Source organism: Chitinophaga pinensis DSM 2588, from assembly GCF_000024005.1.
GTDB lineage: Bacteria > Bacteroidota > Bacteroidia > Chitinophagales > Chitinophagaceae > Chitinophaga > Chitinophaga pinensis.
The window spans coordinates 3,080,535-3,092,445 of record NC_013132.1 but is presented as its reverse complement, the minus strand read 5'-3'; the positions used below and the strand labels follow the sequence as shown (position 1 = coordinate 3,092,445).

Annotated in this window: 10 protein-coding genes and 2 pseudogenes; 5 read left to right on the top strand and 7 right to left on the bottom strand. The window is 40.0% G+C overall.

Annotation, left to right across the window (positions count from 1 at the left end; genetic code table 11):
* Window positions 1-233 precede the first annotated feature (233 nt).
* Complete coding sequence (locus CPIN_RS39160; RefSeq protein WP_222838198.1) at window positions 234-527, bottom strand: hypothetical protein; 294 nt, start codon at window positions 525-527, stop codon at window positions 234-236.
* A gap of 279 nt (window positions 528-806) precedes the next feature.
* Window positions 807-1,166, bottom strand: a pseudogene (locus CPIN_RS12560) (PDDEXK nuclease domain-containing protein); the annotation flags it as partial.
* A 227-nt stretch (window positions 1,167-1,393) separates the two neighbouring features.
* Here CPIN_RS12560 and CPIN_RS12555 point away from each other — a divergent pair.
* Complete coding sequence (locus CPIN_RS12555) at window positions 1,394-1,945, top strand: hypothetical protein (RefSeq protein ID WP_012790176.1); 552 nt, start codon at window positions 1,394-1,396, stop codon at window positions 1,943-1,945.
* A gap of 1,654 nt (window positions 1,946-3,599) precedes the next feature.
* Here the strand turns inward: CPIN_RS12555 and CPIN_RS39805 are convergent.
* The 4 genes and pseudogenes from CPIN_RS39805 to CPIN_RS12535 form a co-directional block, all read right to left on the bottom strand.
* Window positions 3,600-3,814: pseudogene (locus CPIN_RS39805) on the bottom strand (transposase); the annotation flags it as partial.
* Window positions 3,777-4,097 carry a transposase gene (locus tag CPIN_RS38620; RefSeq protein ID WP_071820371.1) on the bottom strand — a complete coding sequence of 107 codons (321 nt, stop codon included), beginning with the start codon at window positions 4,095-4,097 and terminating at the stop codon, window positions 3,777-3,779. The gene CPIN_RS38620 and the pseudogene CPIN_RS39805, both read right to left, overlap by 38 nt.
* Before the next feature lie 496 nt (window positions 4,098-4,593).
* Window positions 4,594-5,751, bottom strand: a complete 1,158-nt coding sequence (locus CPIN_RS36585; protein ID WP_012790174.1) for a hypothetical protein — start codon at window positions 5,749-5,751, stop codon at window positions 4,594-4,596.
* Window positions 5,752-6,223: 472 nt separating this feature from the next.
* Window positions 6,224-7,057, bottom strand: coding sequence for a helix-turn-helix domain-containing protein (locus CPIN_RS12535; RefSeq protein ID WP_012790173.1), 834 nt, complete (start codon window positions 7,055-7,057; stop codon window positions 6,224-6,226).
* Between the two features lie 221 nt (window positions 7,058-7,278).
* Between CPIN_RS12535 and CPIN_RS12530 the strand changes: the two genes are divergently transcribed.
* The gene (locus CPIN_RS12530; RefSeq protein WP_012790172.1) at window positions 7,279-7,956 is read left to right on the top strand and encodes a hypothetical protein; all 678 of its coding nucleotides are present in this window, start codon (window positions 7,279-7,281) and stop codon (window positions 7,954-7,956) included.
* A gap of 117 nt (window positions 7,957-8,073) precedes the next feature.
* On the opposite strand, the gene CPIN_RS12525 is transcribed toward CPIN_RS12530, so the two are convergent.
* Complete coding sequence (locus CPIN_RS12525) at window positions 8,074-9,360, bottom strand: TPR end-of-group domain-containing protein (RefSeq protein ID WP_012790171.1); 1,287 nt, start codon at window positions 9,358-9,360, stop codon at window positions 8,074-8,076.
* Between the two features lie 509 nt (window positions 9,361-9,869).
* On the opposite strand from CPIN_RS12525, the gene CPIN_RS12520 reads away from it, so the two are divergent.
* The 3 genes from CPIN_RS12520 (at window position 9,870) to CPIN_RS12510 (ending at window position 11,842) form a co-directional block, all read left to right on the top strand.
* The gene (locus CPIN_RS12520; RefSeq protein ID WP_012790170.1) at window positions 9,870-10,640 is read left to right on the top strand and encodes an alpha/beta hydrolase; all 771 of its coding nucleotides are present in this window, start codon (window positions 9,870-9,872) and stop codon (window positions 10,638-10,640) included.
* A 253-nt stretch (window positions 10,641-10,893) separates the two neighbouring features.
* Window positions 10,894-11,400, top strand: coding sequence for a hypothetical protein (locus CPIN_RS12515; protein ID WP_012790168.1), 507 nt, complete (start codon window positions 10,894-10,896; stop codon window positions 11,398-11,400).
* Window positions 11,401-11,566: 166 nt separating this feature from the next.
* Window positions 11,567-11,842, top strand: a complete 276-nt coding sequence (locus tag CPIN_RS12510; RefSeq protein ID WP_044218513.1) for a hypothetical protein — start codon at window positions 11,567-11,569, stop codon at window positions 11,840-11,842.
* The last annotated feature ends 69 nt before the right edge of the window (window positions 11,843-11,911 follow it).

The window sequence follows — 11,911 nt, the reverse complement described above, 5'->3', positions numbered from 1 at the left end:
AACTCACGCAGGCAACCATGATTGATGCTACCAAAGTAGTTTTGCATGTCTGCGTCTATAATGTAACGCGTCCGGTTCATGCTCACTTTTCTGGACAGTTCTTTCTAATGCCTGGTGTTGGGATTTGCCCGGCCTAAATCCATACGATTCATGATAGAATATCCCTTCATATATCGGGGTCAGGACGCGCGACACAGGCGTCTGCAACAGCTTATCTTCCACTGTCGGAAGACCTACGGACGCAGCTTTCCATCTCCTTTAGGTATAAATACCCGCCGGATGTTGGGTGCACGGTAGTTACCGCTCCTAAAGGCCGTCAATAACTCGGGGATTCTCTCATTTCTTTGTTCATTGTAATCAGTCCATTTCTCCGCATCTACTCCGCTTGCACCCTTCTTATTCAGGGAATCGAAGCAGTCATGCAATAGTCTGATATCAATAAAATCATGCAGGTTTGTCAGCGCTTCTCCCGGATACTTCATTGCCCGAGCCGCTATCTGCATCTCTACTGTTAACACTTCGTTCATGTCTCTGGTACATTTAGTGTTGCTAAGATGCTAATTCCGTAAACAGACATCCCCCTTCCCTACTAAGTGGCTTTCATAGAGCTGATTTCCCACCCTTCTAACGGTACTATGAGGATGCTAAGACTGCCTTCGTCCTTCTCCTTACCTTCGATTTCTCTCGATTCGGATACCTCCCGATATCGCCTTTTCTTAGCGCTTAACAAGGTGACGATACAAACCCTGTAAGCCCGGATTATTCTTGTTCGGTCAATCCCATGAACCGACTTCCGTTTGGAGACGTTAGGCTCTCCTGTGTTCCCGTATCACCCCAGTCTGCCTTTGATATGTTACCTCGGATAACTCGAAAGCGATAACGCCGATAAGTTTATTCATATCACGAAGAGAGTATTCAACTTCTATCTTGTCTTTCATTTTACACAAGATAATCCCTATTGATGCATTATCAGTTGAATGCCTTAGCTGACTATCCACGGCGGATAAGTAGAAGTTTAATTTACCGGCATATTCTGGCTTGAATTTGCCCGCTTTTGATTCTATTACAACATAGCATCGTAGATGCAAATGATAAAACAACAAATCCAAGAAATAATCCGATTCATTTATTTCCAGTTTATATTGGCGTCCCACAAATGCAAGGCCTTTTCCAAGCTCTTATTTTTAGTAATCGGTTATGTCAATGTAAAAGGGGCAAAGCATTGGTTCTCAGATTATTATTTTACATTCGCTTAAATTAGAGGTCCAAGGTGCTTTTACAATAATTTACAAAGGTTACATTTAAATTTACACTCCTGACCCTTCAAACTAAAAGGATTAAAGTAGGTTCGCTGTATCAAACTTTAATAGGATATGAAAAATAAAAAAACCTTTTGCCCTTCCTGATTATTCTGTTAACAGGAGTAATTTATTTTGCCGTACAGGCTCAACAAAAAAATGATACTCATCGAGCTAACTTTTCTGGCGAATGGAAATCCAAAGAGTCGATAAGTATGGGCGGAAATATTGTTTGCTGCTATAACTCGGGTGATCGTATGCTGGCTCAAACAATGAAAATAGCAGAGCAGGCAAATTTTCTAACCATAGAGGTATCAAGCTCGTCTCCTGGCGCAGCGCTGGCTACAAGCCAGGAGAAACTGACCTTCGACGGTAAAGAAAGCCAAATCAATCATGGCCGGGAGAGAGGAAAGAAGTCTACCGTAAAGTTGTCAGATGATGGACAAACCATGACGGTGAACTCAATTGTACACCTGATGGTTGCCACTCCTTACCACGCAGATGTTCAGGAGCAACTATTGGTTTACGTAACAGAGGTTTGGAAGTTGAGCAATGATGGCAAGTCTATTTCCGTTCACGCCAATGCAAAATCAAACTTATTCGACAGTGGGCGTTCCTGGACGACCGTATTCGATAAAGTCAATTAATATTTAAAGACTTTTTTTTACAAGCCGACTTATTCGGGCTGATCCTTTTGTTATCGGCGAGGCTTGTCCTGGAGATCAGCCCTGATGTCGGAATAGAATGTCATGTAATATAAATTTACTTTTTTAATAAAGTTGTCTTTATTTCCCTGTATAATTTTTTATTTGGGTTATGGTAATGTTTCCGTAACCCAAATAGCGATTTATGAGAGACAATTCTCGAATATTTGAATCTGTCACAACCTAGATATTGAAGGTGTTGAAAGAAGACCTTTTTCGAACCGATGGGACATTAGAAAGCCACTATTGGAAGTGGATTCGCTTAAAGCGATTCATGGAAACCCACAATTTGCAGCACCTTCCTGCTGATGTCTGCGATAATTTTTTACTTAGCGTTTATGGCGCCAAAGATTTTAATTCGCTGGGTACCGGTGACAAGCAGTTAATATCTTCCATAAGACTATTGAAATCCGTCATATCATTTACACTACCAATCTTATTGAGAATCTAAATGGTAAGATCAGAAAGTATACAAAAACCCAAACGGAGAAATTGTGGTAGGTGGAGCTTTTCTTGGCACTGATGTGATAACACAAGATGGTATCACTAAGGCTGTGTCGTTTCAACAAGTTAATCCTGATCAATTGGAATCCAAGGTAATTATTATGGAAAGCCAGGAAAAGATATAATGTCACGAGGTAACGGACTCTTACATAGCAGGGCGGCTCTCACAAACTACTAGTGAAGCGTCTTCTCAATCGGGCGCAGCTTTAAGTGTTTATGAGATTGCACATGCTACTGCAGTACTACAATCAGGTGAGCAGTTTGAAGTTGATCAGGATGCAAACGGAAAACATGTAAGTCAGCCGCTGTCAGGTGGTACGATTATTTATTTTAATCAAATGAAGGGTGAGAAGAGTAATGTACTGTATACATACCCTATCCCATAACAAATATTGGTCATGAGAAATTTGCTATTTTTTATTTTTTTGTTTCTTGTATGTTTTCAACAAGGATTGTCTCAAGCGAGAGTTGATTCGGTTCCCATTTTAGAGGGAAGGTACAGGATTTGTGGTATTGACTCCATTGAATCAGTGTATATCATATATGCCCAAAAGGGCAATCCAATTATTAAGATTGCCTCGCCAAAGGTAAATATGTGTAACTGTGAGACTGTTGTAATTGGTCGATATTATGACCTACAATTAAAATCACGTCTATCCAATCGGGCAGGAAAGGCTCACACTGCGGGAGTGATGGTTGGTAATGTACTTGTTAGGTTGGAAGGAGATAAAGTGATCTGGGATCTGTTTAGATGTTTGAATATGAAGGGACTATGTTTTCTGCAAACAAGCGACACTTCAGCTGTAGTGAAGGAATGAGTGCTGGAAAATAGTATCTTATTATAAAACAACACCCACACCAAAAGTGATTGGTGTCTTATAATGCAGGTGTCTGAATACAATTACAGTAAAATAGCGTCCAGGCATCTGCTTTATCATTTGAGACAGCATGATACTTGCAACGCAGATACAATGTTTTAGCTACGTTCTTTGTACGAAAATGGCGATTTACAATCTTGCAATTGTACAACGAATGTGTAGCTTTTTTATCATGGAGATTATAAAATATATTGTGTAAACACATAGTCAACTGATCAGATTCGACATCTGTTTTCAAAAATAGTAATATATTGATGGAGCACCAACCCCCAGTTATGGAGCGGTATGCTCCATTTCCTTTCGATATTCATTATAGCCAGTAAACGGCCTCCTGAGCTGATGCGTCGTCCGTAAATTGAACTTTGGTCTTAGTATACTTACGGATGCCCCTGTTAAGATTTTCTATGGTATTTGTGGTATACACCAAGCGTTACTGTCTTTACCTTTTTTTTGTAGGAGGCATTGCGGCTATTGCCAGAGTTACGGCTCTCAGGGCTATGTTTTTCATAACCGAGGTATTCGTCAAGTTCAGCTTTCAACATCTCCTCCACACCATGCTTAAACAGGCTATTAAAGAAGGAATGAAATTCTTGTTTGCTCTTAAACTGCTTGAAATTCTTTTGAGAATCGTGGTTCTTGTTTGGCCATGGTACTGTATTCAAAGTTAAAAAATATCGGAGGCAAATCCAGCCGCCGTACCCAGCAGGTGTCATTTTGAGGCTCAATAGCATACCTTCAGCAGTCGCTGTCTACGCTTCGTGCCATCATTTCTGATGACTACGCAAGACTCGCTTCCGATAGTTGACTAGACCTTAGGTTTTAACCCTTTTTACCACTATTATTGACAGTCAATTGACAAGCATCGGATCAAGTTGAAAACTTGAGAGATTAAAACCTAAACAATACCATGGGAAAGATCAACCAGCAACATGAAGAAGTTGCCATCTGTTGACCTTGATAAATATTTCCATCACTTACCAGAAGGGAAAAAGAGTAATAACAAATAACAATAAATAAATAAAGGCAGCTGGACGAGTTTTCGCCAACTGCCTTAAATACCCCGACTGTCGTATCAAATCGGAGCTATACAACTTATTTAATTATTTCCGGCTTTGTACTGAAGCTGCGTAAATTATTTGATTAAAAGGAGATCAGTTACAATATCCTACCTGGCAGTACAAATAGACGCAATTGCAACCCAAGCCAGCACTATTTATTATTTTCTGCCTTAAGATCTTTCACCTTTTTTTCCAACTCTATCACATGCAGTGTAAGTTCCTCGATCTTCTGCAAGAGGATCTTATTCATCTCTCCAAGGTCCACTCCTTCTTTTGCCACTTCAGTAGCAGATGGAACATCAGGAAGATGCCTGTTAGTCTTGATATAATTTTCAAGTTCCGACAATGGCTGCAATTTGTAATTGGGATCGAATACAAAATCCGCCCATCCTGTTAGAGTAACTTTTACCTTTCTTGCGCCGATTGACCCTTCTACAGCCAGTTTATGAACGCCAGTAGAGGTAGTACCAATACCAACTGTTCCTGTAGATGTAAGTGTAAGGGCTTCCGTAAATGTATTAACATCATATGGCGCCGCACCATTGTTATAGTTTTTTTGTAAAAAATGTAATCCGCTGCCGCCTGCTTCCCCTCTTATCACTAAGCCGCCGCCTGCATTATAATTAGGCGTAAACAGGTTCTTATTATCCGAAGTAGTCAACAATGCATTAAAGGATATATATGGTGTGTTAGTATATAACATGTTACCCATAGAAAGGTAACTACCGGCTTTGTATGCGATATTTGCACCTGCTCCGATATTGATTGAACCGTTAGCAACGTCCAATTTATTAGAGGGATTAGTTGTGCCAATTCCAAAATTACCGTTCGGTAAAATCACAGCGTCGGTACCCGTGAGATCTCCACCTAAAGTCAAACCTGTAGCGGTTGTACCATAAAGATGCGCTCCTACCGTACGGGTAAATCCAATAGAATATGCAGTACCTCCGGTACTAACGCCCAATCTGAAATCGCCATCAACATCCAACATGGAAGCGGGAGCATTAGTGCCAATACCAACCTTACCGGTATTTGACACATTGATGATACCTGTGCCTGGCGTCGTCCCTCCTATTTTCAATACAGAGCCACCTTGCTGTATATAAAAACGGCTGTTGGTCGCAGATTGAACAGAAATGGCAGCTTCATCTTCGGTGGCTCCATACACGCTCAGCTTCACTACAGGAGCCGTGGTTCCAATACCAACATTCCCCGTATTATCAAGCTTGTTGGTCTGCGCTTTTACACTTACAGTAAAAAACAAAACACTTGTCAGGAGAAACACTCCTTTACTAAAATTCTTTTCCATTGTACTCTTTACGCTTACTTATAAAATTGTGACTTAATTTTGATTTGATAAAACCTGCAGATCGCATCTCGCATTCATCCATATATTGCCATTTCCCCTATTTAATCAGCACCTCTTATATTACCGCATGGCATATTATACATTGACATTCACGCTACCTGGATTTAAAATACAGACATATAGGACATTTAAAAAATGTGGTCCAAAGTTAACACCGGCTTATCTCTGTTATATTTATCGTCAACAAAACAGTATAGATTTATTACAAGAAGATTTACAAAGATCTAAATGTTCATGGTACGGGTTAAATCTTACATAAGTATTGAATATGCTGTAATAAAGTATAAGGTATGTAAAACGGTATAGGAAAACATCGAAATCCAATTGACTACAAATATTATAAAATGAAACTAAAAAACGCATAACACGTAAGTAGTATACGCGTTGTGAAAGCCTATCAATAATCCGACTGTTACACTCTATTTTTCGTTCGATAAGACTTCAATCTTACCCCTGTATGCCGCTTGAAAAATTTATTAACATGGCTTTCGTCTGCAAACCCAAACTCCTCAGCAATTTCAGTAATCCTCTTATTACTAAATCGCAGCCTGTGTTCAATCAATCTGATACGGTATGCCGAAATATATTGTTGCAGCGATTCGCCGGCTTGTCTGCGAAAATAAGCACCGATATAGGTTTTTGATACGCCGAACTTATCAGCCATCACTTCAAGCTTTAGCATATCAGGTTTGTGGATATGGGCCTGGATGTAATCAATCATTTCCAGAATCTTTTCATCCACGTTTTCCTGCATACGCTGTGGCCTGATGATAGATAGATTACGTGCTGCAATGACAATAATCGCGTTCACCAGGTGCCTGATAAGATCTTCCTTGTACAAATTATCTCTTTGAAGGATCCGCAACAGGTATTGCATAAGCGATGCTACCGCCTCATTGTCTTCCGGGTTTTTCAAAATTGATTCAGACAAGTGGGATGCATGGAAAAGCACACATTCCATCTGGTCAATACTCTTCCATTGAAATTCGGCTACATAGTTCTGACCAAAGCGGATCACTAAAAATTCACAGAATTCGTCCACTTCAAAACTATGACGGTCATTGGGAGTAAGCAGGAAGAGTTCATTCTTTTTGAACTGTATTTTGTTGCCATTCACTATATGCGCGCCTTTCCCTGAAAGCACATAAAACAACTCGAAAAAATTAAGTTGCTTGTCACCCTCGAAACAACTATCTGATGTTTCGTAATACACCTGGACAGACTCATATAGATTTTCCCGTACCATACGCTGATTCTACCTAATTATACCCTAAATGTACCTGTTTTAGACCTCATATCCAGTCTAATTTTGCCATCCAATAGTAAAAAGATCACTTCTCCAGCCGGGAAATACTCCTGTATAAATCAGCTCATGATACACTGGCCATGTGTCAGGACCCGCTAAACTAGTGATGCTTTCTAATCTAGTGGTGTGCCTTAACGCGCCTCACATAAATAATTCAATACATGAAAAAGATAAGTCTGTACTTAAAGGCCACGACCAGAAAATTGGGCATTATTAGCATTATAACACTGTTCGCTTTTTATCAGACCGCCTTTGCCCAACAAGGTGACATACCGGTGGAAGTATTTGCAGGACATCGTGCATTTGCCCATCAAATGTATATGACCAAATACCTGGATTCCACAAGCCGGTTTGGATATTTTGGCTATCTGAGGTATGAAACACCTTATTCCGATCGAAATAAAAGCAGTTTTACAGGTCAATCCCTGTTCTTTTATGATATTGCCAAGGGCGTTAGTTTGGCCGGTGGTGGCTATGTAACAAACACTGGCTTCATGCCACAAATAGCTATCGCCTATAGTTATAATGTTGGGGATCTATCTTTGACCGCTTTCGGCTCCTTTGAACCGGTCCACTCTCCTAACAGTGAGCTTTTTGTACTGATGTCTTATAGTCCGCGATTGAATACACAAGGAACCTGGCGCTTGTTTACTCAATTTATCGGCTCCTATAATTTCAACTATGATAATAGACTCCGGTATAACTTTGCAAATCAATATATCAGAGCGGGTGTTAGTCATAAAGGCTGGCAATTCGGATTAGGTACGGACCTCCTACAGGTAAGTGGAACAGGCTCCTTGCCTGCAAACTATGGTTTGTTCCTAAGGCGTTTGCTGTAAATCTAGGATTTCCCTTTAACATAAATGATTTCGCCACCTGCAGATCTTTGATGGTCGAAATCATTTATGCTGATGTCTTCCACGCTAAATATTCACTACAAATACACTTCCAGCTAATTACTGTAAAGTGGAGATTTTATCCGCCCATTTACTCTGTTGGAAAAATGCATCGTAATCCTGTATATGCAGCATGTCGTAAATAGCCTTCTTTTTATCTATAGACTGCTCATAATAAGATTTACAGATCTGATAACCTATCCAATATCCCTGGTCCGGTAAATTATCTGGGGTAGATTGTTGAGAATTAGCTATCCAGTTACTGTACCTGTTATAGTACATATCCTTCGTAAAATTGCTCCATATTTGTTTCTCCTTACCTTTTGCCCAGTTATAAAGCACCTGGTTGGCATTTCCTCCACTGATTAATTCACCAATAAAATCAGCCATTCCCTCCCGGATTACATAGCTTAGGGTGGTAGTGTCATTTTTCATACCATCCTGCTGGAAATGGATAAGTTCATGAGCAACCAGATATGGTAACAGCAAAATGTTATTTACCCTGGTTCTTTGTTTGAAACTAAGCTCATTAAGTGGTACTGTACTGTCCTTGGCCGTTTGATTCACCCCCAGCAGTAATCCGGCGTCAGATACCGTTCCACCACTGGTAAGCGCACCTATTACAAAATATACATCAGGAAACAGCGCATCCTCATATATGGACTTTAGTTTAACATAGGAAGCCAGAAAGGCCGGCTTATACTCATCTGTCTTAAATGTACTCTTACGAATGGCTGCGTAGAACGCAGGTGCAGAGCGGATATGATCAACGAAAAAGTCAATACTGCTCACTTTATAGCCCATGTAATCATTCATTCCTCTACTGGCCTTATCAAAATATCCCTCCTTTATAATCTGCCTGAAATGTGCAGTGTCCCTCGATGCGATATCAAAGGCTTTCCAGAAATGATGAATATCAGTAGTAATGAAACTCGCTTTGGCAGGATCAGTATTTAATACCTTTTTGCTTTCCTGCACACTATTTATGAGACCATTCCATCTAGATGAAGTGTGTAAGGAAATCAGGTCTTCATCCTTTTGTAAATGAGCTTTGTCATCATAACCGGCTTTTATTGCCTCTTTCAAAATAATCAATGCTGAATCTGATTTTCCGGCAAGACTAAGACAACAAGCCATATTATAATAGGCACTCATTTTTTTTGCCTTAAAGTCACTCTTATCAACTACTGCCAGGTAATAACTTGCCGCAAGCGAAAATTGCTTTGCTTTATATAAGCTATCAGCCAGGTTTTGCAATTGTGCAGGAGATTGCCGCTCCTGGCCAAAAGCCGGGTTAAAAATTGAACCTATTAAATAAAGAGAAAAAGCTAAAGCAGTTTTGTACATGGTATAATGATAAAATTTGTTTGCAAGAAGGACGCGGAGGGCTCAAAATAGTTGCAGCAGGGCAAGAATGAATATTATCACGTATGCCCGACACTTCTTAAATTAAGTATAAAAAATATATTCTCAAACTGTAATAAACGTTTAACTATAAGCAACATACATCAAAGCCACACTTTATTTTAGAAACTGACTTACAAATCATTGGAAGACGCTTCAAGTCAAAAACATTCCCGGGTAAAGGAACACTATCCTTCAACTATAAACCACCTGATAGCGCCCCTCAATGCCTGCTAAGTTTAGCGAACAACTGCTGAAAGTATCTTAAATTTGACCCATTTTAAGAAATGGTATCAAACTTGCCATAGGTAATACTTTACGGCGGCTACTCCTACACTTCCTCAACAAGAAGCACGGATAATCTTCGGAAAGAAACTTGTACTACAGCGGCTCCGGTATTGGAAAATACAATGTGCCTGACTGCAGTAATATCGTAAACTACTATATTAAAAATGTCTATCAGGCAAGAAGCGAAGCAATCTATGACGCAAAGCGTGAAAGTGATTTGGGGAATTTTATTTATGTTCAGTAGCCTCGTGGCGGGTGCTCAGGCCCCACAGGATACAGCAATAAAGGAAGAAAAAACTGTTTATCTTTTTAGTGGTCTGGGGGCGGACTCAAGTATATTCATGAACCTGGAACTTCCTGGCGTCCACAAAATCTATATTAACTGGATCCCCGCATTGCCAAATGAATCAATCAGGGAATATGCAGGCAGGATAAAGAGTCAGATCACCGTTGAAAATCCAGATATCATCGGACTATCTTTTGGGGGAATCGTTGCAGTGGAAGTATCCAAGCAAATAAAGGTAGATAAAATGGTCCTGATCTCCTCTGTCAGGACAAAGAGTGAATTAAACAGGATACAGTTTTTCTTTATGAAATTGGGATTATATCGAATCATTCCCGGTTCATTAATCCGACGAACGAACTTTCTCACCTATCAATATTTTGGCGCACGGTCACCAAAAGACAAAAAGACACTAACAGAATTATTGAAGCATACAGATGTACGTTTCTTTCGCTGGGCATTAAAAAGTATTGCCTACTGGGACAATAAAGAAGCACCGGAGAGAACTATCCAGATACACGGCACAGCCGACAGAGTAATAACCAGCCGGCTGGTACACCCTGATTATCGCATTAAGGGCGGAGGGCATCTCATGGTTTATAATAAAGCAGATACTATCAGCAAAATTATCACGCATTACCTGGTCGATTAGCCACTATTGATGATAATGCCATAAAAGCCAGTTTTTTGAATGTACAATAGTATATTCGCCTATCCCTATATGATCAGAAAACCCTGTTAACTATGTTTCAGAACATTGCGCTTTTTTCAAAACAGCATAATATCATCTCTGCTGCCGGCCCACACTGGACGCCTAAAGTAAGGATTTATTGTACCTGCACCCTGGATACTGCCTTGGTGCTGTACTTAGATGGACGCATCAAAATCCTATCAAACTAACCGCCATGATCAGCTTCTATAAACAGCTGACACGGCCGCGCTATGGTGTAAACGAAACACCTTTTTCTTTCACCTTCAGTTCTTTAATAACCGTTAGGTGGAGGGATACCCCGGACTATAGAACACACATACAGGTATATATGTGGTGGGATTCTTCAACCGGCAGGAGAGAAAAATTACTGATAGAAAAGACCGTATCATATGGCGCGATCCATGACTTCGTCGTCAACTTTTTCGGAACTGTAATGCGTACACTTACAATGGCAAATGCGGACGAAATGAGCGTCTTTTTTGGAGAATTAATTAATAGAAGAGATAATCTGCCACCTGCAGAATTTAAATTCGGTCAGCGGGTAGTTACCATTATCGGACCTAATGTTAAAACACTACGCACCGGACATGTTATATCTCGTTTCTACCATTACGAGGATAAGACGAATATGTACATTCTCATGGTAGATGGTGAAGTTCGGAAGAAACGTTATCTCCCCGGCGATCTCCGTCCGGCTTAACTTTTTTTTAATCAGGATATCTTCAATTTTTAAAATACCTATGACCAGATTACTAATCAAGAACCTATTATTGACGTTGTTACTTTCGTTTGTATCATCAGGTTTCCTATTCTTCATTTGTTACGCTGCTTCAAACCCTGGCTTTGAAAAAGGACAGGGACTATTTATGATTTTTGCGGTTGCAGAGATTTTTCAACATCTGTTTTTATTCCTGGCCGCATTACCTGTACTGTCCATAGACATACAAACTTATCTTACGGACAAAGCCAGTAAACTTGTGCGCTATTTTGGAGGTCCTGTAGCTTATACTATTCTGTCAATACTAGTAGTCGTCAAAGCAGCATGGTTTGACGAACTGATACTGCTGTTGATTCCAAACCTTACTTTTTTGCTCTTACATCTATTATTCTACCTGAAACTGCCCAAAGAGATCAATGAATAAATTCATGGTGTCTGGCTATGTGTATTATTATAACAGCGGCAGTCAAAACAAAACGGCAAAACAGTTGTA

Bases quoted from the DNA above. Each gene is read 5' to 3' on its own strand.
- CPIN_RS38620 (WP_071820371.1), bottom strand. From the start codon at position 4,097: ATGACACCTGCTGGGTACGGCGGCTGGATTTGCCTCCGATATTTTTTA.
- CPIN_RS12530 (WP_012790172.1), top strand. From the start codon at position 7,279: ATGAAAAAGATAAGTCTGTACTTAAAGGCCACGACCAGAAAATTGGGC.
- CPIN_RS12535 (WP_012790173.1), bottom strand. From the start codon at position 7,057: ATGGTACGGGAAAATCTATATGAGTCTGTCCAGGTGTATTACGAAACA.
- CPIN_RS39160 (WP_222838198.1), bottom strand. From the start codon at position 527: ATGAACGAAGTGTTAACAGTAGAGATGCAGATAGCGGCTCGGGCAATG.
- CPIN_RS12525 (WP_012790171.1), bottom strand. From the start codon at position 9,360: ATGTACAAAACTGCTTTAGCTTTTTCTCTTTATTTAATAGGTTCAATT.
- CPIN_RS12510 (WP_044218513.1), top strand. From the start codon at position 11,567: ATGATTTTTGCGGTTGCAGAGATTTTTCAACATCTGTTTTTATTCCTG.
- CPIN_RS36585 (WP_012790174.1), bottom strand. From the start codon at position 5,751: ATGGAAAAGAATTTTAGTAAAGGAGTGTTTCTCCTGACAAGTGTTTTG.
- CPIN_RS12515 (WP_012790168.1), top strand. From the start codon at position 10,894: ATGATCAGCTTCTATAAACAGCTGACACGGCCGCGCTATGGTGTAAAC.
- CPIN_RS12520 (WP_012790170.1), top strand. From the start codon at position 9,870: ATGTCTATCAGGCAAGAAGCGAAGCAATCTATGACGCAAAGCGTGAAA.